At 39.6% G+C, this 25175-nt stretch carries 16 protein-coding genes; 6 read left to right on the top strand and 10 right to left on the bottom strand.

The genetic code is table 11. The annotated features are described in order from the left end of the window. Nucleotides 1-106 precede the first annotated feature (106 nt). On the bottom strand, nt 107-4720 hold the full coding sequence (locus ACSVH6_RS07150; RefSeq protein ID WP_438076978.1) for a choice-of-anchor L domain-containing protein: 4614 nt from the start codon (nt 4718-4720) through the stop codon (nt 107-109). Between the two features lie 208 nt (nt 4721-4928). Here ACSVH6_RS07150 and argS point away from each other — a divergent pair, with 208 nt between their 5' ends. Next, nucleotides 4929-6707: an arginine--tRNA ligase gene (gene argS, locus ACSVH6_RS07145; protein ID WP_438076976.1), complete on the top strand. Its 1779-nt coding sequence runs from the start codon at nt 4929-4931 to the stop codon at nt 6705-6707. Nucleotides 6708-6743: 36 nt separating this feature from the next. On the opposite strand, the gene ACSVH6_RS07140 is transcribed toward argS, so the two are convergent. From ACSVH6_RS07140 to ACSVH6_RS07130, 3 genes are read right to left on the bottom strand one after another with little or no spacing between them, the layout of a single operon-like run. Continuing rightward, the gene (locus ACSVH6_RS07140) at nt 6744-9218 is read right to left on the bottom strand and encodes a TonB-dependent receptor (protein WP_438076974.1); all 2475 of its coding nucleotides are present in this window, start codon (nt 9216-9218) and stop codon (nt 6744-6746) included. A gap of 47 nt (nt 9219-9265) precedes the next feature. Continuing rightward, entirely contained in the window at nt 9266-10174 is a 909-nt protein-coding gene (locus tag ACSVH6_RS07135) for a FecR family protein (RefSeq protein WP_438076972.1), read from the bottom strand. Nucleotides 10175-10208: 34 nt separating this feature from the next. Continuing rightward, entirely contained in the window at nt 10209-10730 is a 522-nt protein-coding gene (locus ACSVH6_RS07130) for an RNA polymerase sigma factor (RefSeq protein ID WP_438076970.1), read from the bottom strand. A 102-nt stretch (nt 10731-10832) separates the two neighbouring features. Between ACSVH6_RS07130 and ACSVH6_RS07125 the strand changes: the two genes are divergently transcribed. From ACSVH6_RS07125 to ACSVH6_RS07110, 4 genes are all read left to right on the top strand, one after another. Next, complete coding sequence (locus ACSVH6_RS07125) at nt 10833-11882, top strand: hypothetical protein (RefSeq protein ID WP_438076968.1); 1050 nt, start codon at nt 10833-10835, stop codon at nt 11880-11882. A 339-nt stretch (nt 11883-12221) separates the two neighbouring features. Further along, entirely contained in the window at nt 12222-13559 is a 1338-nt protein-coding gene (gene ffh / locus ACSVH6_RS07120) for a signal recognition particle protein (RefSeq protein ID WP_438076967.1), read from the top strand. Nucleotides 13560-13620: 61 nt separating this feature from the next. After that, entirely contained in the window at nt 13621-14508 is an 888-nt protein-coding gene (locus ACSVH6_RS07115; RefSeq protein ID WP_438076965.1) for a bifunctional 5,10-methylenetetrahydrofolate dehydrogenase/5,10-methenyltetrahydrofolate cyclohydrolase, read from the top strand. Between the two features lie 88 nt (nt 14509-14596). Then, nucleotides 14597-16141 carry a T9SS type A sorting domain-containing protein gene (locus tag ACSVH6_RS07110; protein WP_438076963.1) on the top strand — a complete coding sequence of 515 codons (1545 nt, stop codon included), beginning with the start codon at nt 14597-14599 and terminating at the stop codon, nt 16139-16141. Between the two features lie 260 nt (nt 16142-16401). Here ACSVH6_RS07110 and ACSVH6_RS07105 read toward each other — a convergent pair whose 3' ends face one another. The 5 genes from ACSVH6_RS07105 to ACSVH6_RS07085 all read right to left on the bottom strand — a co-directional run bounded on the left by ACSVH6_RS07105 (nt 16402) and on the right by ACSVH6_RS07085 (nt 19511). Then, nucleotides 16402-16617, bottom strand: coding sequence for a YgaP family membrane protein (locus tag ACSVH6_RS07105; protein WP_438076961.1), 216 nt, complete (start codon nt 16615-16617; stop codon nt 16402-16404). A gap of 130 nt (nt 16618-16747) precedes the next feature. Continuing rightward, nucleotides 16748-17710, bottom strand: coding sequence for a hypothetical protein (locus tag ACSVH6_RS07100; protein ID WP_438076959.1), 963 nt, complete (start codon nt 17708-17710; stop codon nt 16748-16750). 66 nt (nt 17711-17776) lie between these two features. After that, nucleotides 17777-18199 carry a DUF1456 family protein gene (locus tag ACSVH6_RS07095; RefSeq protein WP_438076957.1) on the bottom strand — a complete coding sequence of 141 codons (423 nt, stop codon included), beginning with the start codon at nt 18197-18199 and terminating at the stop codon, nt 17777-17779. Between the two features lie 10 nt (nt 18200-18209). Then, nucleotides 18210-19007, bottom strand: coding sequence for an alpha/beta hydrolase (locus ACSVH6_RS07090; protein ID WP_438076955.1), 798 nt, complete (start codon nt 19005-19007; stop codon nt 18210-18212). Between the two features lie 9 nt (nt 19008-19016). Next, nucleotides 19017-19511: a hypothetical protein gene (locus ACSVH6_RS07085; RefSeq protein ID WP_438076953.1), complete on the bottom strand. Its 495-nt coding sequence runs from the start codon at nt 19509-19511 to the stop codon at nt 19017-19019. Nucleotides 19512-19622: 111 nt separating this feature from the next. On the opposite strand from ACSVH6_RS07085, the gene ACSVH6_RS07080 reads away from it, so the two are divergent. Next, nucleotides 19623-20024, top strand: a complete 402-nt coding sequence (locus ACSVH6_RS07080) for an excinuclease ABC subunit B (RefSeq protein ID WP_438076951.1) — start codon at nt 19623-19625, stop codon at nt 20022-20024. A 16-nt stretch (nt 20025-20040) separates the two neighbouring features. On the opposite strand, the gene ACSVH6_RS07075 is transcribed toward ACSVH6_RS07080, so the two are convergent. Continuing rightward, nucleotides 20041-24885, bottom strand: coding sequence for a T9SS type A sorting domain-containing protein (locus ACSVH6_RS07075; protein WP_438076950.1), 4845 nt, complete (start codon nt 24883-24885; stop codon nt 20041-20043). Nucleotides 24886-25175: the final 290 nt, after the last annotated feature.

The following is a 25175-nucleotide window of genomic DNA, read 5'->3' as shown; positions in this document are numbered from 1 at the left end:
TTAATTCAATGCACAAATAGACTACAAAAAAAAGAATATGTTACAAACATTAACATAAAAAAACTCCCAAGTTTGGCTCGGGAGTTTTTCATAGAGTAGGTATAGATTATCGCTTCATAGCGAAATGGGCCTTAAATTCTTTTTCTTCCTGATTTTCGTCTTTGTAGTTTACGCTGAACCAATAATCATCTGAAGGCATCATATGGCCATTGTATATTCCGTCCCATCCGTAACCACTTGGTCGGATTTGTTTCAACACCTTACCATAACGATCATAGATGGTAATCAAAGCACTCGGCTGACCTGATAAATCTTTGATATTCCAGGTGTCGTTGATTCCGTCACCATTTGGCGTGAAGAATTTAGGATAATTAACTACCAATGCTTTTACCGTTACGCTTCCGCAACCGTACTTATCACGAACAGTTATCATGTGAATCCCTGAATGAACATCATTGAATATTGGGCTATCCTGAAAACCTGAATCGTCAAGCTGGTATTCAAAGTTATTTCCTTGTCCCGTAGCAGTTACAATAATGCTTTGATGATCTTCAAAATCTTCGCGTACTTCAAAGGTTACAACGGCCGGCTCAGAAGGAATCACAGTTACTGAAACGGGTTCAGAGGCACATCCTGTAATTTTGTGTGTAGCCACAACGGTATAAACACCGGGAGCAACAGCCTGGTAAGAACTTCCGGCACCTACAGTTTGTCCGTTTTCGTTAGTCCAAACAAAAGTATGCGTTGCGCCGGGTAAATTGGTGTATATGGTGTACGGGTTTAAAAGGGCTCCGGTTTCACTGTCAATACAAATTACACCATCGATAGGCGTTGGATTTGGTAATTTGTTGACAATTATAGTAATTGGTTTGATGTCATAACAATTGGGCGCTAAGGTATTACTAACTCTAACATAAACAGGACTGTGGGATGATGAAGTCACAGCATTGGTTTGGTTAGATGCATCCACTAAACTTTCGTAATAGGCTATGGTAAATTCGGTTCCGGTTTGTGAACCCAGAACTGTAGACGATAATGTAGTTAAATTGAATAAAGTAGCCCCGTCGTTGGTGCCGTCTTCATCACAAAGTGTTCTCATACCAGCCGGAACAGAATGAGCTACCGGCTCATCGATAATCGTTACTGTGAAAGATGATTCATCCGCGCATCCCGATGTGAATGGAGATAGTCCGTAAATATAGATAGTTTGTGAAGTAGCTATTACACTTCCCGGTAGCAAATGAGTTCCTGTTCCGTTAGGGCCTGTATAGTAGTTGCCTACAGTTAGAGTCGGTAGAGTGTAGTTTTCACAGCTGGTAATATTTGGTAAGTTATCTACATTAAATAAGTTTACAACAAAACTTTTTTCGCTGGTACAGTCAGGTGAAGTAGCGGTGTGAGCAAAAACATAAATAGTTTGTGAACTGGTAATTGTATCGCCGGCATGCAATAGCGTCCCTGATCCATTTGTTCCGGTATAATAATCACCAATGGTTAAAGCCGGTAAGATAAAGGAATTACATTCGCTAAAATTTGTAGTTGCCGGAATCACTGGGGTATTATTGATAGTTACTGTGAATGTATTCTCATTCATACAGCTAAAAGAAACCCGAATCAATGATTCTTTAAAAACGTAAATGGTTTGAGAGGTAGTAATAATGGTTCCCACCGGAATTTCTGTTCCGGTTCCATCAGGGCCACCGGATTGTGTATAGTATTTATTCCCCGCAGTTAAAGCCGGAAGCGTATAACTGTCACAAGCAACTACATCAGCCGGATCATCAGCAGTGGTAGAGAAAATATTAATTTGAAAACTGTTTTCAATACTACAAGGAGGGGTGGTGTTGGAAACGGCATATATGTAAATTCGCTGAGAAGTTGTAATCACCGTTCCCGGCGTAAGCATTGTTCCTGACCCATTTGGTCCGGTATAATAGTTACCCACATTCAAAGCAGTTAAAGTATATTGGTCACAAATGTCAATGTCTGAACGAGAGTCTATATTAGGGGGGGTATTCACTGTAACTGTGAAACTCGTTTGGTTAAAACAAGTAGCATTTAAACGCTCAAAAATATAAATAGTTTGTGTAGATACAATTACATCCCCGGCATACAATAGGTTTCCGGTGCCGTCAATTCCGGTGCGGTAGCTTCCATGAACTAAGGTCGGTAATGTATAGCTTTCACATACAGAAACATCGCTTAAGCTGTCTACTTCAGGTTGTGCAATATTTAATGTGAAATGCATGTTATCTGTGCAGTTATTGGAACCACTGGTTGTAGCGGCATAGATATAAACGGTTGTGCTAGAGTTGATAACGGTTCCGGCCGGAATTACCGTTCCGGTGCCATGAGGACCTGTATAATAGTTTCCAATTGGTAAAGCCGGTAAAGTATAACCATTGCATTGGTTTACATCAGCCGGTTGAGGCATTCCGATGATAACTTCAAAACTGTCCTCGTCACTACAAGTGCTGCTTTCATTTGAGGAAGCATATACATATAAAGTCTGACTGGTTGTAATCACATCGCCGGCATGTAACATGTTCCCTGTTCCGCCCGGTCCTGTATAATAATCACCAATAGATAATGCCGGCAAGGTGTAAGAAGTACATTCAAACACATCAGCTCTGCTTCCTACTTCGACTAACGGTAAAATAGTAATGTTACAATCAGTATCTATGGCACAAAATGGCTCCACTTCGGTTTCATAGTAAAAGTGGATAACGGTTGATGCGGTATAAACTGTTCCCGGAGGGATTAATGTTCCTTGTCCGCCCGGTAAAGTGTAATAATCTCCATAGGGAGCATGGGGTAAAGTATAACTTCCACAACGAGTAACGTTTAGTGGAGATAACGTTTCCGGGTCTAAAATTTTCACTTGAAAAGAACTGCTTGAGGCACAAGTGCCTGGCCCATCAGGTTGATTGTAGATATAGATGGTTTGTGTTTCAATAATTTCATTCCCGGCAAATAGAGGAATTCCGTTTCCGTTTGGAGCTGTAAAATAGTTCCCGTTGGTTAATTCTGGTAAAATATAGCTGGTGCACACAATAACATTGTCCAAGTCATCTACCGGAGGAGCCGGCTCGATTACTATGTTGAAACTGGTTACGCTGTAGCATAAAGGATCACTTACGTTTTGTACTCTAACATAGATTGTGGTGTCAGACAATAAAATATTTTGCGGATTTGCGATTGCGTTGGTTCCGTTAGAAGCATCCAATAAGGAAGAATAATAGCTTACTATATTGATATCAGAAGACTGTCCGTTTAAAATAGATGCGGTTTGACTGTTCAAATTAAAATAAGCATTATTAAAATATTGAGAGCGTGAACATTTTATCATGTCCGCCGGTTGATTTGCAATTGGTCCGGGAGATGTTAGCAGTTGAAATGATTTTACTGTATAACAAGAAGTGCTGGGCAATTCAATTCGAACATAAATAGTCTGTCCGCTGGCGCTGTTATATTGCAGTGGTAGCGGGTTGATATCATTATCGGCATCGGCTTGTGAAATGTGGTACGAAACTACTGCAGAAGGATCTAAGCCTTCCTTTACTATTGGAGTATTCAAATCTAAATTGAAAGTGTAAGAGGCTGCACCCGAATTACATTTGTAAACATTAACCGGATTGGCAGTTACAATTTCAGGATAGTATTCAATCACGATACTGTCTGTTATCGGCTGACAAAAATTAGAAAGACTGGAATAGCTCACACTGTAGGTCCCGGGCTGATTAATGATTAAGCTTGATCCTGTTTCGCCCGGTATCGTTACACCATCTTTTTTCCATGTAAATGAATAATCTGTAGTGCTCAAACCGGTAGTTAAGGTGTGGGTTTGTCCGAAACAAATAGCGGTATTATTGGCAACAAGAGCATCTTGTCCTAACACATCCTGACCGATATTAAAACTGTCAGAAGAAATAAAAATCGCCGAATCCGATTGGGGATCCAATCGGTCGGCAATAACTAATTTTATATGATAGGGTACATTTGGGGTCAAATTGGAAGCGGCTGTTAATACTTTGGTTTGTCCGTTAAAATTGGTAGCAGACCCGGATGCTGCGGAACCACCATTAAAACTGCCGAAATATTGCGCATTTGCCGAAGGACAGGAAGAATTGTACTGAAAGTCTCGGATAGTAACAACTGAAATAGGTAAAGTAGTGTTGGGTACTACTGCCAAATTGGTAGTTACACCGGTATTCATATTGGTCAACAGAAACGCAAAAGCATCGGAATAGTGACACTGAAAATTTCCGTATTCTTCTGAGGCAAAAATAAAATCAAAACTAAAGTTAGAGGAAATAGGAGTAAAGTCAAACTCCAGTACAGTAGCATTTTTAGAAACCATAGTAATTCCTGAAGCAGCCAATGTTGCCTCCAAACTGGTATCGCCCGGCCACGTTATTGAACCGTCATTTAACGGAGAAGTATTTGGGCCGGCTGCATTCATAGCATTTCCTGTACTCAAAACAACTCCGCTACTCATAGGAAATCCCGGATTACTGTTCTGAAAGAATCCGATTCCGTTTGAAGAGCCAAAGTTGGTTCCGGTACTCCAAGTGATGTTGGTCGCTGATACACAAGGGGAATTGATTAACACATTGTTAACCAATTGTGGTACTGTGTGGCTGGTAGTACTTACTGTAATCGGTTGCGAAAAACCGACAAGCGCAAATAACAGCGTAATTATTAGTAGTAACTTTTTCATGATTTGGGATTTTGACGAAACAAATATTGTGTAATAAATCGTTTAAAAGCAAAAAAAATCGATGAAATACATATTATTTTTTAAAACAAAAGAAGTAAACTTACATAAATACATTATTCAATAACCTTACAAAAGAAATTTTATAACGCTGACTTCGCTAAAAAATTCTTTTCTAATGTTTATCTTTGCCCACCAAAAAGAAATAACGATGAAACTTTCCCAAATTTTAGAACAACATATCAAAGTTGCTGTCGAAAAACTGTTTGATACTCCGATTGATAAGGTCGAATTTCAAATGACCCGTAAAGATTTTGAAGGGGATATTACGATGGTGATTTTTCCTCTTTTGAAAGTGATCAAAGGCAATCCAATTGAAATTGGAACTAAAATTGGGAACTACTTGACTGCTCATGTGGCCGAAGTCACCCGTTTCAACGTAGTTTCAGGATTTCTGAATATAGTGGTTTCGGATGCTTACTATCTTCATTTTTTTAATGAAATAAAAGATATCCCAAACTTCGGTTTTGTTTCCCCTTCTCCAAATGATAAGGCGGTGATGGTGGAATATTCATCTCCCAACACCAACAAACCGCTCCACTTAGGTCACGTTCGTAATAATTTATTGGGTTATGCCGTTGCGGAAATTATAAAGGCTTCCGGGAAAAAAGTATATAAAACCCAGATTATCAATGACCGCGGGATTCATATTTGCAAATCGATGTTGGCTTGGCAAAAATCGGGTAAAAACGAAACACCTGAATCTACCGGTTTGAAAGGAGACAAATTGGTCGGTAATTATTATGTAGAGTTTGACAAACAATACAAATCCGAAATCAATGCGTTAATGGCACAAGGCAAAACGGAGGAGGAAGCTAAAAAGCAGGCTCCTGTGATTTTGGAAGCGCAACAAATGCTTTTGGATTGGGAGGCCGGTAACCCCGAAGTTATGGCACTTTGGAAAAAAATGAACCAGTGGGTTTATGATGGTTTTGCCCAAACGTATCAAAATCTGGGTGTCAATTTTGATAGTTATTACTATGAAAGCAATACCTATTTACTCGGGAAAGAAGTGGTGCAGTTTGGTTTGGAAAAAGGCATATTCGAAAAAGATCCCGATGGTTCTGTATGGATTGATTTGACCCCGGATGGTTTAGACAGAAAAATAGTGCTGCGTTCCGACGGAACTTCCGTTTACATGACTCAGGACATAGGAACAGCCATTCAGCGTGTCAAAGATTTTCCGGATGTAGGCGGTATGGTTTATACTGTTGGAAACGAACAAGATTACCACTTCAAAGTATTGTTTCTGATTCTGAAAAAACTTGGTTTTGACTGGGCAGAAAACTTGTTCCACTTATCGTATGGAATGGTGGAATTACCATCAGGAAAAATGAAATCACGCGAAGGAACGGTAGTGGACGCTGATGATTTAATGGAAGAAATGACAACAACTGCCGGTAATATTGCTACAGAACTCGGTAAGCTCGAAGGATATTCTTCAGAAGAAAAGGCAAAGTTGTTCAAAACAATTGGTTTAGGGGCCTTGAAATATTACATTTTAAAAGTAGATCCCAAAAAGCAAATTTTGTTCAATCCAGAAGAATCAGTTGATTTTGCAGGGAATACCGGACCGTTCATTCAATATACATATGCTCGTATACAATCAATTTTGCGTAAAGCCGATTTTGATTTGTCAGTTGACATTAAAGAATTAGAATTGCACGGGAAAGAAAAAGAATTATTAAAAATCATTGAGCAGTTTCCTGAAATTATTCAGAATGCGGCTCATAATCACAGTCCGGCTTTGATTGCCAACTATGTTTATGATTTGGTAAAAGAATACAATTCTTTTTATCAAACAGTTTCAATTCTGGGGGAAGAAGAGTTAACTAAGAAAATCTTCAGAGTACAACTTTCTAAAAAGGTGGCAGATACGATACAGGCTGCGTTCAAACTGTTAGGAATAGAAGTTCCGGAAAGAATGTAATATTAAAGAGTCGGTTATCCGGCTCTTTGTTTTTGGCTAAAAACTCAGTTTTACATTAACGTTTGGCGTCCGACTCAGGGCCTGAGTTGTCAGGCTTTCAATGCTATTGTTTGCATTGTTTACACGGTAAAACCGATTGATACTGTTGTTGGTATTTAAAATATTTAAAACGGAAACATTAGTCTGTAAAGCCAATTTGTCGCTAAGCTTCCAGTCTTTTGAGGCGGAAAAATTCAACTGGAAAAAAGCATCCAGTTTTTCACTGTTCGGAGAATTGTAAACGATTTGATTGTTTTCGATAGCAGTTGATGATATCGGTGTGGTAATCGGTTTTCCGCTGTGCCATTTGCAACCCAAAGCCAATTTTAAAGTATTCCATTCATAAATCCCGGCCCAAGCAATGCTGTGTTTGAGTTCGTAATTATTGATGAATTCCATGGGCGAGAGCGATTGGAAAAAGTATTTATTGTCATTGTAACTGTAGCTCATCCAGGAGTAAAATTTTCCAAAATTCTTTTGTATCAGAATTTCTGTTCCCAAAACCTGATAATCCCCGCTTGATTTGACAAACTCAAATTGGTTTTGAAAGCCTTGGCTGCTCGTGGTAATGCCTGTTATTTTTTTATAAAAATTATCCAAAGTTACCAGCCAATTATTCTTGGTAAAAGTGAATCCAAGCGAAATCTGATGGCTTTTTTGAATGGGGACAGAGCCGTCATTCGCTAGTGTCCAACGACGTTTTTCGATGCCTAAAAAATCTTGTTGTTGGTCAATTATTTGTGAAAGCGTTTGACTCTTACGTTCCCCCAGAATTTCCAGGCGAAGCACTTTACTCAGCGCTTGATTGAACTGTAGTCGTGGCTCTATCAAAAAGGTTTTGAATTTGGCAAAATAATTGCCTCGAACTCCCGCTTTCAAAAAAGTTTTTTTATTTTCTGTTTCAAAAATACCCTCAGCAATTAAAGCGTGATTGCGCAATACCGCTGTTGATTTTCTAGAGAAGAACGGAGCGTTGATTTCATCAAAATTTGTTACCCCTATTTCATCAAACTGATACCCATTGTTGAAGGTCAGTATTTTGGAAAGCCTATGCGAATTTCTGATTTGCAGACCATAGTCAAGTACTTTGTTCTCTTGATTTAAAATTTGATTATTTTCAATGGATTCATTTTTGGAAACCAGTGAATAGTTGGAAACATAAGTCTGAAATTGACTAGTATTCTTTGCATTCCATTTGGTTTCCCAATTGACGGTGGCTCCGAAATTTTCTTGCCCCAAATCACTGTTTTTGCTTGTGTCTGTGGTGAATTGATTGATATACAGTGAATTTTTTATCATGATACCGTCAATGGTAAGGTCGCTTTTTTTACCTATTTTTTGTTGGTATTGCGTTGTGAAGTCGTAAAAATAAAAAGTTTCATTTGAGTTAAAATTGATAGTCTGATTACTATTCAAGTTAGTCACTATAGTGTTTTGAAAAACTTTGTTGCGATAGTTTTTATACGTTGGTGAGGCAAAAAAATCGGTCAGGGAACGTCGGCCCGAAAAAACAAAATTAGCTTTGTCTGAAAGCTTTATTTTGGTAAAAAACTCAGCGCTGATTAAATTGCTGCTGATGCTGGAATGTGTTTTTTCAATCGTTTTACTTTGTGACGTAATATCAATCAAACTGGAAACACTTTCGCCGAAAAAGGCAGAGCTTCCATTTTTTGTAATTGAAATGGTTTGTGCCAAAGAAGGGTTAAAAGCCGATATTAACCCGAAGAAATGGCCGGTTTGAAACATGCGAATTCCATTCCAAAGAAACAGATTCTGATCGTGGGTACCGCCTCGTACATTGATGTTGGAAACCGTTTCATCTACTGAAGTTATCCCCGGTATTTGTTGCATGGTTTGCAGGACATCAGGCTCAATAAGTCCCGGTAGAATTCCGAATTTAGTGGGTTTGATTTCCAGACTGCCATCGGTTTTTTTGTAAATCCCGGTGGTCAAATAACGTTGCGCGACCACTTCTTCCAATTTTTGAATAATGGGGGTTAATTTTATTTTTGGACAATCTGAGGTGTATAAATCTATGGGCTTTATTTTTATCTTTTCGTAATTGAGATGGCTGATTTCAATGCTGTTAGGTGAAATAATCGGCAGTTGAAAAAATCCTTTGTCATCTGAAAAGACAGCAACATTAGTATCTGTGATGCTTATGGTGGCATTGTCAATCGGAAGCTGTGTTTCGGTATCCAACAAATAACCGCAAAGTGGTTTGTCTTGCTTTTGGTTGTTGTAAACAGAGTAGTAATTGGCATTTATTTTTTTGAAATACAGTCCGGTTTTGGATTGTATATAGCTTATTTTTTCGGCTAAAGGGAGTTTTTCTTTGGGAGGGACTATTGTATAAAGAATAATTTCTTCTTCAATAAAACTGAATTTTACATTCTCTTTGATGCTGATTCCGTCTAAAATTTGTTTTAAAGAAACGGCTTCCTGACCCTGCTGTGCCTGAATCGGTAGCATGGTGAAAAACAGTAAGATGAAAAAAAACAGCTTGTTTGGGTTTAACATTAAAAATCCTCTAAAACAATTTTATTGGTTTCAAATTTAGAGATTTTTAAGTGATATGTTGAAGAAACTATATTTAATGCTGTTTTTATATCATCAGAGGGTAATGTTCCGGTGAATAATTGCTCGCTATTTTTCGAATTCAGTACAATTTCACAGTTGTATTGTCTTTGAATTTCTTCTAAAATACGCTGTAATTTTTCCTTTTTGAAAATAATCTGATTGTCTGTCCACTCCGGTTTAGAGTTGACAACTGTTCCTTTTTCAAAAGAATCCGCATCAAATGTAACTGAAGTACCACGTGTGATGATTACCTCATGATTGTGGTGCACTACTTTCACACGGCCTTCATAACAGGTTACATCAAATCGATTGCCACGGGCTTTTACATTAAACTGAGTTCCTAAAACCGTCACGGTTCCTAAGTTGGTATTGACTTCAAATTTTTTACCGTGTGCTACTCGGAAATAGGCCTCTCCTTTTAAATCTAATTTGCGGTTGTTGTCCCAGTTCCATTTTTTATATCGGATTTCAGATCCGCTGTTCAAAACAATTTCAGATTGATCGGGTAAAGAAAAGGAAGTTTGTTTCCCGTTTTCGGCAATTTCGGTTGAGACAGAAGTGGTGCTCCATACAAAAGTTAAGCCTAATAGTACCACAAAAATTGCAGCAATTTTTATCCATTTGGATTGGTAAAACGAAATTACTCTAGGGGTTGGTTTTTTATGGCTGACGGTATTTTGATATAACAAATCCATGTCAAAATCGGGTGTTCTCAATTGACTTGAAAACTCAGCAATTTTGGCATAAGTAGCATACTCTGGAGTACGTTGAAAAGCAGCTAATTCGCTTTCCGACATTTCTCCTGCCAGCCATTTTGCTAATTCGTAATTTTCTTCCATTGCTTTCATTATGTTTGGTTAAACAGTTTGTTGTAAAAATACCCTACTTGAATTGTTCAATGTCCGTTCGCAAAGAAACTAAAGCTCCGTGAATTCTTTTTTCCACAGCTTTGACGCTGATGTCCAGTATTTCGGCAATTTCATGGTATTTTTTTCCTTCAATTCGATGCAACAAAAAGGCAGTTCTCTGGGCTTCGGTAAGTTTGTCAATGGCTTTTTCCAGTTTTTGCTTGAACTCTTCTTCTTCAATCAAAAATTCCGGATTCAGGTTAGTTCGATCTTTTCCGGTATTGTTCTGGGCGTATTTCAGTACTACTTTTTGGTGTGCGATTTCGTTTAGGGAGGCATTATTAGCAATCGTATAAATATAAGACTTGGCTTTTTCCAATGGAACATTTTTACAGTTTTCCCACAACTTGATGAATGATTCCTGAGTAACATCATTGGCTTTTTCTTCGTTCCCAAATTTGAAATACAGATAATTCCGCAATGACTTAACATTGGCTTTAAAAAAACGGGAGAAAACTAATTCTTGACAAATACCTTCAGAATCTGCGTGGCTCATTGGGTTAAAGTTGATATATTGGAGCGATAAATTTAAAATATTTTTTCAAAGTAGGGTTTTTTATTGCAACTTTGTTTTATCTTTCGAATTGACGTTACAATTATGAGAAATTTTGTTTGGTTTGTTTTTACGCTTGTAGCTTTTACTACATTGTCTTGCCAGGAGGAGGAAGAGAGTGTGGTTCAGGATACTACCAACAATTTCAGTAAGTCATCTCCCATATCATCTTTGATTAAAAGAGTTTCACAATATGAAACTTCCGCTGACAATGTAATCGACGGAACCAGTTATTGTAGTATGAAGTTACCGATTTCTGCAATGGTTAACGGACAGTATGTATATGTTATTGATTCCAATGATTTTGAGGATTTTCAGGAAGCAAGAGATTTGAACGGTCCGAGCAATGACAATGATGATGTTCAGTTTGATTTTTCCAATCCCATAACTCTCATATATCCTAATTATGAGGAATACAGTGTAAGCAGTCAGACACAGTTGGATTATATCCTCTCTCATTATGGAGATGACAGTGCTTACCATGAAATAAAGTGCGTCGATTTTATCTATACGACTCCAATAAAAATTAATCTGTACAATACGGATAATCAGGTGGCCAGCACAGTGAGTATCACCGGGAATGAACAATTCTATAATTTCTTGGATAATTTGAGTACTACCCAAGTAGTAGGCATTCAGTATCCTATCCAGATGCATAAATCAGGAGGGGGAGACATTACCGTGCATAATAATTCAGAGTTGGAAGATGCCATCGATGAGGCGGTTAGTGCCTGTAATTCCGGTTCAGGAACAACTTCGCTTGCAAATGTTTTCACCAGTGGAACTTGGAAAATTTCATCTTATTTTGAAAATAATTTTGATGAAACATACCATTACACCGGATACAATTTCACCTTTAACTCCGGCGGAACTCTAATGGTTGTTAAGAATAGTATATACACACAAGGGGATTGGGACGTAGAATCCGGCAGTAGTCCTCAGCAATTCAGTTTGCATTTTGAATATGAAGACCAGTACCTACATGAGTTAGAAGAAAATTGGCAGGTGCAGGAGTATACCGCTACGTATGTCCGGCTTAAACATGAAGAAGGGGGAGGAGAATGCTATTATTTGAATTTTACCAAAAACAATTAGCCTCCTTAAACATTACAAGAACAGTCAAGAATGAAGATTTTCCATAAAAAATTTCTAAACAGTGAGGAGTTTAGAAATGAGAGCAATGATGTGCCTATACAAGATAAGACCAAAGCCAACTATTGGGTGAATCAATTATTGATTTGGAGCATTATTTTTTTTATTGCTTATTTTATTTATCAATTCACAATGTTGAATTCCAATTGATTTTCGTTTTTTTAATCCCTATCACAACCGACTGAAAGTCGGTTTTTTTATTTTAAAAATATCAAAGTCACTCACTTTGACGCTGGCTAACTTTGACTTATATTTGCACTTCATTAAAAACAGCTTACCGTCATGTTCAATAATTTAAGTGAAAAATTAGATAAAGCATTACACGTCCTGAAAGGACATGGGAAAATTACCGAAGTTAACGTTGCCGAAACGTTAAAAGAAGTGCGTCGCGCCTTGTTGGATGCCGACGTTAATTTTAAAATTGCCAAAGATTTTACCACTAGAGTTAAAGAAAAAGCCATAGGTGAAAACGTATTAACCACGTTACAGCCAGGTCAGTTGATGGTGAAAATTGTAAAGGATGAACTAACCGAGTTGATGGGAGGTGAGGCCACCGGTATTAATTTAAACGGAACCCCATCGGTTATTTTGATGTCGGGGTTGCAAGGGTCAGGAAAAACTACTTTCTCCGGAAAGTTGGCCAATTACCTGAAAACCAAAAAGAACAAAAAACCACTTTTGGTAGCTTGTGATATCTATCGTCCTGCAGCAATCAACCAGTTGCATGTAGTGGGAGACCAAATTGGTATTGAAGTTTATTCAGAGCTCGACAACAAAAATGCGGTTGCCATCGCTCAAAATGCTATTCAATATGCCAAATCCAATGGTTTTAATGTAGTCATAGTCGATACGGCGGGTCGTTTGGCCATCGATGAAGAAATGATGAACGAAATCGCGAATGTACATGCCGCAATCAAACCACAGGAAACCTTGTTTGTGGTAGATTCCATGACGGGACAGGATGCGGTGAATACTGCTAAAGCCTTCAATGACAGGTTGAATTTTGATGGTGTTATCTTGACCAAATTAGACGGGGATACCCGCGGTGGAGCGGCTATTTCAATTAAATCAGTCGTAGATAAGCCTATCAAATTCATCGGTACCGGTGAAAAAATGGAAGCCATTGACGTGTTTTATCCGTCTCGTATGGCCGACCGAATTTTGGGAATGGGAGACGTAGTTTCTTTGGTAGAAAGAGCCCAAGAGCAATATGACGAAGAAGAAGCCCGTAAAATCCAGAAGAAAATTGCCAAGAATGAATTCGGTTTTGATGATTTCTTAGCCCAAATTCAACAGGTAAAAAAGATGGGGAATATGAAAGACCTGGTAGGAATGATACCGGGTGCCGGGAAAGCGTTGAAAGATGTAGAAATTGAAGATGATGCCTTCAAGCATATCGAGGCCATCATTCACTCGATGACGCCAACAGAAAGAAGCAAACCGGCGATTATCGATATGAAAAGAAAGAACAGAATTGCCCGCGGTTCGGGAACTAAAGTAGAGCAGGTAAATCAGTTGCTGAAGCAATTTGACCAAATGAGCAAGATGATGAAAATGATGCAAGGCGGTGGCGGCAAGAATTTAATGCGCATGATGGGTGGAATGAAAGGCATGAGATAAGACAGAGACGCGAGGAATCGCGTCTTTTTTTATAATATACAACACACAAAATAACTACAAAATGCAAATTTTAGACGGAAAGAAAACATCGGAAGATATTAAAAATGAAATCGCTGCCGAAGTTCAAAAAATGAAAGACAATGGGGAAAAAGTGCCTCATTTAGCCGCCATCATAGTCGGTAATGACGGGGCCAGTCTTACCTATGTGGGAAGCAAGGTGAAAGCCTGCGAACGCGTGGGTTTTGAATCCACCTTAATCAAAATGCCCAGCACGACTTCAGAAACCGAACTGCTTAAGAAAATTAAGGAATTGAACGAAGATGATGCTATAGACGGTTTCATCGTGCAGTTGCCTCTTCCCAAGCAAATAGATACCCAACACATCATCATGTCTATCGACCCAAGTAAAGATGTAGATGGTTTCCATCCGGAGAATTTTGGGAAAATGGCCTTGGATATGTCTACTTTTATTCCGGCTACGCCGTTTGGTATTTTGGAATTATTAGAACGATACGGAGTAGAAACCCAAGGGAAACATACGGTGGTTATCGGGAGAAGCCATATCGTGGGTCGCCCTATGAGTATCCTGATGGGAAGAAAAGGATTTCCGGGAAATTCCACGGTAACCCTAACGCACAGTTATACTAAAAATATTGCCCAAATTACCACGCAGGCGGATATTATCATCACGGCATTGGGCGTTCCTAATTATCTGAAGGCCGAAATGATTAAAGACGATGCGGTTGTCATTGACGTGGGTATCACTCGTGTAGCTGACGATAAAGACCTAAGAGGCTATCGCATTACCGGTGATGTGGATTTTGAACATGTGTCTAAAAAAGCCTCCTTCATTACGCCGGTTCCCGGAGGGGTTGGCCCAATGACCATTGCGATGTTGTTGAAGAATACGCTTTTGGCACGAGAACAGAAAATATTAAAAATGGAATAGTGGTAAAACCTGAGTGAAAGCTCAGGTTTTTTTGATTAATTTAATAGGGTAATTATATTTTTTATAATTTGGCATTAAATAGTAACCCATGAAGCAACCGCTCACTTTCTTAGCCTTGTTTTTATCGATAGTTTATACCCAAGCCCAACCACCGGTCATACAATGGCAGAAATGCTTGGGAGGAACAGCTGACGATTATGCCCAAACGATACAAATTACTCCCGACGGAGGTTGCATTTTAGCCGGAGATGTTGTTTCCAACAATGGCGATGTGACACTTAATCACGGTGGCTCTGATTGTTGGGTAACAAAACTCAATGCCAATGGGGTTTTAGAATGGCAAAAATCCTTAGGAGGCTCCTTTGGGGACACCGGATACTCTATTCAGAACACTGCTGGCGGAGGTTATATTTTGGCTTGTACCAGTAACTCCAATGATGGGGATGTCACCGGAAATCATGGCGATGAAGATTATTGGATTGTAAAACTTAATGCCGAAGGAAATATTCAATGGCAGAAATCTCTGGGGGGCTCGGGACGCGATGTGGCTTATACTGTTCAAGTTACTGCTGATGGAGGCTATATAGCGGCAGGGCATAGTGACTCAAACAATGGTAATGTGACGGGAAATCACGGCGGAGCGGATTATTGGGTGGTAAAACTGGACGGAGCAGGAAATATACAATGGCAGAAATCATTAGGAGGGTCAAATAATGAGGTTCCGTATGCTATTCAAACTACTCCTGACGGGGGTTATGTACTGGCCGGATTTACCTATTCCAACAATGGAGATGTATCGGGAAATCATTCTTTTTATTATGATTATTGGGTGGTAAAAATCAATGCCAGCGGTGTTTTGCAATGGCAAAAAGCGTTAGGAGGCTCCGGTGATGATAGAGCCTTTGCTGTTCAAAACGCTTCAGATGGTGGGTATATCGTTGCAGGGTTCAGTGCTTCAACAGATGGCAATGTCACCGGAAATCACGGGGATTATGATTTTTGGGTAGTAAAATTGGATACTGTCGGAAACATACAATGGCAGAAATCTTTAGGAGGGACCAATGGTGATTTAGCCCTCACGGTTGAAACTACTTTAGATGGCGGTTATGTTATTGCCGGCCAAAGTAATTCAAATGATGGTGATATTTCCGGAAATCATGGAGGTTACGACTCTTGGGTGATTAAGCTTGATGCTGACGGAAATATAGCGTGGCAGAAATCGTTGGGAGGTACCGGGAACGAGTATGCTGTCGACATTCAGGTCGGCGCAACAGAAGGGGATTATTTTATTGCTAATAATAGTTATTCAACTGATGGTGATGTTACCGGAAACCATGGTGTGCAACAAGATTTTTGGGTTGTAAAATTAGAAGATGACAGGTTGGCTTCCCCTGTTTTTGAAAATCAGACTATAGCAGTTTACCCCAATCCGGTTGGTCATGTGTTGCAAATAAAAATGCCCGCCAATACAAACAGCACATCAGTTAAAATAGGAACTACAGATGGTAAAGTGGTTTTAGCACAAGCGCCAAACGGCAATACTCTGAATGTTGAAAATTTATCACAAGGAATCTACATTCTTGAGGTGTACTCGGGTGATGAAAAATATACCTCTAAGTTTTTAAAAGAATAAATAGAGGATACTTTTTTACGAATAAAGCCTGAGCGAAAGCTCAGGTTTTTTGTTATTATTAAGGAATAGGCAAGCACGTCTTAAAAAAAATAATGCGCAAAAACGTAATCAAAATTTTTTCTAAAAAAAATAATGCGCAAAAACGTAATCAAAATTTTTTCTAAAAAAAATAATGATTCAAAACGTAATCAAAAATTTTTTTCAAAAAAATAATGATTCAAAAAAAACCTGAGCAAGCACTCAGGTTTTTAGGTTTGAAACTATTTTATTCCTTTTTTGACGTTACACGTATTGATGCGGAAGGGGACGTAGAGCGGGCAAAAACTCACTAAGCTGGTTAGCACAAATACGCCGGCAAAAACCAAGAGGACGATACCCAACGTCCCGGTAATCGTATGGTTGTAGTATAAGACAGCAATCACCGTTGCCACCAGCACTCGGATTGCTCTATCAGATGAACCCATATTTTTTCTCATGATAAATAGTATTTACAGTTAATGTAATCAAATTTAGCTTTTGAAAATCAAATTCTTACTGATATATGTCATGTTTCAGGCAATAAAAAATCCCAAGCTTTCACTTGGGATTTCTGTATTTTTTTGTGGTTTACAACTTAGCCAACCAAAGCGAGGCATTCATGTGCAGGCGGGAGTGCGAAACCAATTCGGTCCAACCCGGATAAAGCGTATCTCCGCTGGCTCCGGTACCGTCATCTGCCGGGGAACTGTCGCCAATTACAAATACTCTTCCCAAACCAAAAGTGGCCGAGGCACACATAATATTAGAAGTACCTTGCGAGGAAGTCCCTCTCCAAATTAACCCCTGTACGGTGTTATTGGCTGTTGTATTAATAGACATGGTAGCTCCGTTTGAGAATTTCAGATTGGAAACTGTACCTTGAGAACCATTTAAAATAGGATTGGTCGTAGCGCTCAAGCGGTTGGATGATGTTTCTGAAATGTTATTTAAGGTAATGGTAATTCCGAAAGGATTGGTTTTTACCGTGTTGGTTGACATCAAGTCGTTCCAAATGGCCGGAGAATCCCAACCGTCATTGTTACGGTCAGAAACGGTGTGGTCGGAAATCATGAATAATCCGCCTCCGTTTTGCACAAATTTTAAGATGGCTGTTTTTTCAGCCGAAGTGAATCGGATATTCGGTTCGTCTACCACAAATACATCGTAGTTTTTCAAATCCTGTGCTCCGGTTCCGCCGTATGTAATGGCTGTCCCTGAAGGTAAAGTTTCAACAGTATGTCCTAACTTGGCCAAGGCTACACCCCAAGCTGAAAGTCCGCCTTTCCAGAAGCTTTCGGTTGTAGTGGAAGTGATATTGGACTGAGCCGGAGTAGGATAACGTTGTGGTGAGGTGTCGGCATCTAAAACCCAGTCTGCATTTCCGGCCGTTTCGGCCTTAGTGGCATCAAATAAAAATTTCTTTGGAGTTACGGCTAAGGTAGTCGCAGTGGTTGTTTTTACAGCAGTGTTGTTGGATTTTTCGGTATCGGTATCACACGAAAAGGTAATAACAGCTAAACCGGCGAGTAAAAGAGAATTAATAATTTTCATCTGTTTTGGTAATTGATTAACGAATTATAGAACAGACAAATATAACAGAAACCCTAACTCAGACAATTATTTTTTGCCGTTTTTAAACTTAACTTTCTCAACAACAGTTGGTTTTGTAGCGGTTTTTTTAGGAACGAATTTCTTTTTAGGTTTTTCCGTACTCTTTGAAGCAGTGCTTTTTGTTTTGAATTCCGGTTTTGTCGTATTGAATTCCTTTTTAGGTGCATTGGCTTTGTGTCCTTTGATCACTTCCATAGGCACTTTAGGATCTTCTTTAGTGCCGCGCAAATGAATTACCAATCCGTTCAGAAAGTTACGCAACACTTGGTCTCCGCAGTCCATGTATTTCGGATGGTCGGCATTTCTGAAAAAGGCGCCCAGTTCCGCAGTCGAAATTCGGAAATCTACCAATTGCATAATTTCCACAATTTGATCGTCACGCAATTGCAGGGCCACTCTTAATTTTTTAAAGATATCGTTGTTGTTCATTTTTCTAAATTTAAAACAGCCAAAGGTACGCCTTTTTAAAGCTTTCACGCCACATTTTTTCGTTGTGTTGTCCGCCTTTGACGATTACTTTTTTATTTAGTTTTTTGCATTCACAGCGCTTGGTATTCACCCAATGAATTACATTTTCCATATCGGGAATCACATCGGCATCGCCTTCGTTATCGCCGCAAAGAAAATAGACTTTGGCATCAAAATCCTTAGTGGTAGAGAGTAGTGCATTCAATTCTTTTCTGCCAAACCAAAACGAAGGGGAAAAGCAACCCACTTTGCCGAATACTTTTGGGTACTTTATGGCGGCATAAAAAGAAACCAAGCCACCCAAAGAACTTCCCATAATGCAAGTGTTGTGTGCATTGGGCTTGGTGCGGTAGCTGGCATCGACTTTGGGTTTTAAGATATTCACAATAAAATCAAGGTAAGCATCGGCTTTGCCACCACCGTATTTTTCATTTTTGTAAGGAGTCAATTCGTCTATACGCTTGTCTCCCCCGTTTTCAATCCCGATGACAATGACTTGAGCATGAATGCTGTCCAGGGTTTCGTCAACATTCCATTCGCCGGCAAATGAGGTTTGAGCATCAAATAAATTCTGTGCATCATGCATGTAAATCACAGGATACCGCTTGGTAGAGACTGCATAATCTTTAGGCAAATAGACCCATATTTTTTTGCTGGTTTGTAGTTGGGGAGCAACAATGGAGAAAGTACTGACCTGCTGACTTGCCGTACTTTGAGCGGTTACTGTAAGGGATAGTATAGAAAGCAGTAAGATGGATAGTGTTTTCAAAATAAGATTTTATTCTGTTGTTTTTTCTTTATCCTTGTCTTTCTTACTCTTTTTATCTTCTTTTTTGTTGTTTTTCTCCAGTTTGAGTTGCTGGTATTTTTCTTTTTGTGCGGCATTGAGATAGCTCATAATGTTTTTTTCCGCTTTTTCCTGAATGGCCTTGTATTGTTTGGTTTTGTCTTCATCCGGAATTTCGCTTTTCATTAAAATATCGAGACTCTTATAGCTACTCATAATTTCATTTTTTATGGCGATAAACTGAAGGTCGTCTAAATTTAAATCTTCCTTTAACCGGGCCATCGCCTTGTCAATTTGTTCATTTTTTTCTTTTTCAATTTTTTCTGGAGAAGGTTTTGTCTCTCCACCGCCGGGCATACCGCTGCGATAACCCCCTCTGTACCCTCCTCCATAACCGCCATAGTTGCCATAAGGATTTCCGTATTGGGCAAAAGCCGCTGTAGTACTTAGAAATAAAAGCAATAGTATCTTTCTAAATGTTTTCATTAGACTGAAATTTTGATGAGGTAAAAGTAAATAAAAAGCAATTTTTGGGGTAACAAAATAACAGAATTTCACAAAAAATTATATTTTAGCGGAAATAATATTTGATTTTTGATGGATAACTACGAAGAAAAATTAGCGTTGCTGGCCGAAATGATTGCCTTTTCAGTGGTAGATGGCCGTTTGCATGAAAGAGAATATCTTTTTCTGACCATGATTGCTGAGGAACTTCAAATTGCCAAAGATGATTTTAAAAATTTATTTCATCAGGAAAATTACCCTGTGATGATTAAATCAGAGTTTGAGCGCATCCAACAGTTCTACCGCCTCGCGCTATTGATGCATTGTGATGGTGTGCTGCACGAGCGCGAATACATCAAAATACACGAAATAGGAATCAATATGGGATTGAATCCTCATGCCATCAAACGCGTGTTGAAAGCCATGGAAATTTCACCCACCAAAATGATTTCTCCCGAATTTTTACTGGAAGTTTTTCAGGAACAATTGAACTAACCGCTTAATTTGGTCCTTACTTTTTGAGGAAATTATAATTATTTTCTCCTTCACTGCTTTTTACTTTGAGTACATAAGCTCCTTTTTGTAATTGGGATAAATCCACTTTCCAATCGGAATTGTTGGTTGTCTCCTGTTCCAATACCAATTGTCCTACTATATTGTACACTCGGATACCGGTTAATTCCAGATGATTTGGGTTGGCAAGTGTCACCACATCAGCCACCGGATTCGGATACAAGGTAATGCTTTTGTGTTCCGAAGAATTTAATCCTAATGCGGTAGTATTGGCAACACTAACCTGAAATTCAAAATCGGTTTGATACATAATGTTTTTATACATCATTTTCAGGTAGTATTCTTTTCCTACTTCCAAATTATTGAATATTAAATTGTTTGCTGTATCAGCATAACATTGTTTGGTTTCCATCACAGTATTATTGTACTCATACAAAGCAGCATAAAGCGGGTAGTATTGAAAGTTATAATAATCAGTTAGAGGAAATAAAACATCAGCATCATTAATCACATGCAAGGCTTCGGAAGTTTGTTGGGCTGTAAATTTATACCATGCATTACTCGCCTGATAAGCAGGATATGCAAAGGCTCCCAACTCGGCACACGGATTAGTTACATTGTTGTAAGGCTCGGTAACATGATAGGCTGCCCGGGTTGTATAACCTGAAACGTATTGGATGTTGTCATAAGGCGAAACGGTTAGCGGGGTTGCTGTTGTATAATCGTTGTTCGCCGGAATGTCCGGCAATGTTTTCAAGCAGACATCATATGGCATTACAATACTGTAATCGTACTGCTGCTCTACAAAAGGATACATGCGGATATAGTAAGTAGCCCCTATCGTCAGGTTATAGTAATTCTGCAACATCAGCGTATAATAATAGTTGGAATTAAAATCGGTGCCACCCAGTGAAACATCCAGATTCGGAATCACATTATCAAATGGATCAAAACAGGAAACTTCCTGATTGATGACGCCGTTTACCGAACTGTATAAGCTGGTAAAAAAAGAAAGAAGCAAGGCTTGCGGATTGCTTAAATGAATTTGTAATTGGTGGTGGGTAGAGGTAGCGGTAAATTGAAACCATACATCTTTAGGGGAACTGTTATTCGAACAGGAAGGAGCCTGTATGCTATCTGAATTGGTGGCCCGGTTGAAGGTATTACTCACAGGGTTACAAGTATCCAAATCAGCTGAAGGAATCAATACCATAGCATTGCTGTACTCATCGTTACTTGGCACGCTCGTTGGGGTTTTCAAACAAATATCATAATAGCTTAGGTTATGCGAATACAAGCTATGAATGATGCGAATGTAATACGTTTGCCCTACCGTTAATTGGGTAAATAAAAAGTCTTTGATGTTAGTACTGGTGTTTGCATAGTTATAAGGCGTATGACAGCTGAAACCATTGCAATTGCCTTCAAATAGTTGAACGTAACCTCCGCCGGTTACAAAAGTCAATACGTGTTCGGTGCCGGTAGCGGTAAATTTGTACCAGGCATCCCCATAGTTGGTGTTCGATGAAGCATTGTACAAGTATAACGGAATACTGCCGGTACAACCGGAAACGGTTAAGGCGGTAGAGGGTTCAGAACAAGTATAATTTCTGATGGTGTTGCAGGTTAAATCGCTTGATGGAATTAAAACCGTTGCGTTTTGGCATAAATCATTTTCTATCACCGGAGCCGTACTCATACAAAAGCTAACTCCATCATCATTGACGTAACTTATTTTTAAGAAATAGGTAGCGCCTACAGTCAACGGACCAAGAACACTGGACTGCATGCCATTAAGACTGCTGCTGTAGAGACAGGTTAAAGCATTACAGGTTCCCTGCATTAAGGCATAGCGAATATTTTTGTTTGCATTTCCGGTATTGTTAAAAAGAAGTTTGGTCGCGGTCGCGGTGAATTGGTACCAAATATCTTTGTCTAAACTGCCGTAAATACAAGCAGCTGTTATTGGATGTGTCACATCATAAGTAGCCTGTGCTAAACTCCCGGTAATGGATTCAGTGCATTCCATAGTACTTGCAACGGGTACCGTAATGGCGTTCAGACATTCGTCATTTGTTGGTGTATCAATGATTTTTGAAAGACAGAAGGAGAAGGTTTGGCTATAGGTTTCAGAGGCGGAACCCACCCGAATATAATACGTGGCGCCTACCTCAAAACCGGAAATATTATCCGTCAAACAGGTAAAAAGTGTCAGGGTATTGGGAGCGGTAACTTTGTATATCGTAAAAGAATGGTAACCTGCTGTAGTATACGTTATCTTATAACTAGGTACTGTAGCTACAAAGGAATACCAAACATCGGCATATGAGGAAGTATTGTTGCAGGGTGTCGGGATAGAAACCGAAGGATCGGCTCCTGCCGTAGAACCCGAAACCTGTGTACATACTCCGGGTTCGTCAGGAGTAAAGACTATGGCTGTTGCTATTTCGTTGTTGGGTTGGGTTTCAATCGGAATTACTTTTATACCAAAATAGGTGCCCGAAGCCCGGGTAGCTTTGATATAATAGGTTTGTCCCACAAAATAAGAGGAAAGCGTTACATTGAGGTTGTTATTGTTCAGGAACGAATAGCATCCCATTTCGGTAAGTGCCGTGCAGCTACCACTATAAATGGTGATGGCTACAGCCTCATTCACGGTGGTAGCATAAGCATTCAACAAAGTAATCTTGTTTTTAGTTGAGGTAGCGGTAAATTGGAACCATACGTCTTTGTTGTTAGCAATACAACTGGTTGACAAAGCTCCCGCGGTGGCATTGACGGTAGAAGAATAAGTAAAATTAGGGTTGGGAGCCGGAATCAAAACGGTGCTGTTGTTGCACTCGTCTGCCGCATAAAACTCTCGGATGGTAATGGTTTGGTTGGTATATACGCGGATAAAATAGACTTGACCCACAATCAGGTTGCTGAGGGTATAGGTCGTCCCACAGCCTAATTGGGTAAAATTGCCGCAACTGTCTGAATACGTATTGGTCATGTAAGGAGACGATATAAGATAAGCGGTAGCTCCTGCGGTAAATTGGTACCAAATATCTTTCGTGCCCGAAAGTGTACAAGTGGAGGGAACCCCACTGGATGGAGTAGCATAAGCGGTACCGGAAGAAGTGAATTGAGTTTCTCCATCGGTGTCTAACACAACCGTTGCTGGTGCACTGCACAAATCATTGACCGGTGAGGGTCTTGGGATAATATTAAAGGTGAAAGGGGTACTGGTCGTCACATTCGGACTGTACACCCGCACATAATACGTTTGCCCTATTTGCAATTGAGAAGTCTCTTTGGGACTCCCGTTAAAAGTGTTCATAAAGGTCAAAGCGGCACAGGAGCCGGAATACAAATCGGCAAATTGCGGTGCACTCACTATAGTAGCATAGTTTTCTGTCGCCACAAAGGAAAACCATACATCACCCAAAACGGAGGTGGGTGATGAAAAAGCATTGTAAGGCAGTTCCGGATGTTCGTTATTGGCACCCACCAATTGCGCCGGGATCGCAGTACCCGTCCAAGGAAAGGCATTCTCACACAAATCATTTGCCGGAGCATCCGGGCATTTAACCAATCGGAAATTCATTTGGTTACTCGAAAACTGAGGATCTTGGATGCTGGTATTAATCATTCTGAGGTAGTATTGGGTACCCGGTACCAAATTGTCCAGATAGCTTAACCCACTTTTACAGTATTGGTACACCAGATTGTTACAATCGGTTCCTGCATACAATTCGGCTTTTATAGAAGACGAATTGGAATCCAAGAGGTATCTGGTGCCGTTGGCTGTAAACCGAAACCATAGGTTGCCCGAATTGGAAGGAAAAGTGTAGTTGCACGTTGGCGTTGGTCCGGTTAGGGTAGCCCCACTATAATTGGCCACCACCATCACTAATGAATTTACATCCTCCTGTCCTTCAATTAATGTAGCATTGGTACAGTCGTTATTGACAGGGCCTGTCGTTACAGTAATGGCCGTACTCCAATCGGAACAGGGCAAAGTAGCATTTTGCACTTGCACTGTATATACTGTTGATTCTAAAAGATTCGAGAGCACAAAAGGTTTGGTAGAAGCATTTACCGTGGTCCATATCGTGGCAGCAGGGACCTTATACCGAACGTTCCAACTGGTATCAGGTGAGCTCCAATCCAAAGTTGCGTGGTCAAAACTGCTCACAGCTGTAATGGCACTCGGACTCGAACAGTTGTCAAGCGTTACATCGTCAATTGCGGCCGGAGGTTGGGTTCCTGTAGAGCTCGAATAATTGTACCATACAAAAACGAGTTTCTTAGTTACGTCACTACTGGCATTGCCCAATAAGGTATTGTCTAAAATAAGGGTTTTATCTGTCCATCCGGTACCTTGCAAATAATAGGTAGCCAAAGCCGTGCCATTGGGTAGGCTTCCGGGAATGAGCACCTCAGTAGCCGGAACTAAATAAACATACAATTGGGCGGCCGATTGTTTGCCTTGTACCAAGGTTTTAAAACGCAGTGAATAATTAATTGTGCCCGCCGGAATGACTACATCGCGGTACAATTTAGAATAACTGTTGCTGGTTGTGGTATATTGATGACTGTATGGGAACCCCGTCGAATTGGATATATAGGCGCAGTTGGCACCGCTAAACCCCGCAGTAGGAATACTCCCCAAAGCCCAATTGTTCACACCGCTGCTGTAGTTTTGGAAACTCCAACCCGTACTGCCTTGTTCAAACCCGCCGTTATTGAATGTGGGACTGAGTAACGTAGTTACCTGAGCAACGGAATAACTACTCCATAAAATTAAAAAGAATAAAATAATGATTCTATAATAACGGGTATAGGTAGAGCGTTTCATAAGTTATTCTTTTATAAGGTGTTGAAGTCTTGTTGTAAAGGGTAAATCGGCACTAAGGTAATTAAAAGTTAAAATAAAATCGTACGTCAATCAATTTAAAAAATAGTTGTGTAATAGAGATGCCATGGTTTTTGTTGTATTTCAAATTAAAGTTTGATGTTTTGAAGCGGTATGGGCTCTGATATTTAGTCAGTTAACGTTTTGTTAAAACGGTCAAAATTTCATTTTTATCTCTTCTTAATTGCCCTGAAATTGCCAAAATGACTTAAAAATACAGTTGGCATTTCCTT

This window comes from Flavobacterium sp. XGLA_31, assembly GCF_051547105.1.
Taxonomy (GTDB): Bacteria; Bacteroidota; Bacteroidia; order Flavobacteriales; family Flavobacteriaceae; genus Flavobacterium.
Note: the sequence above shows the minus strand (reverse complement) of the source record. Positions and strands in the feature narration are given on the sequence as shown.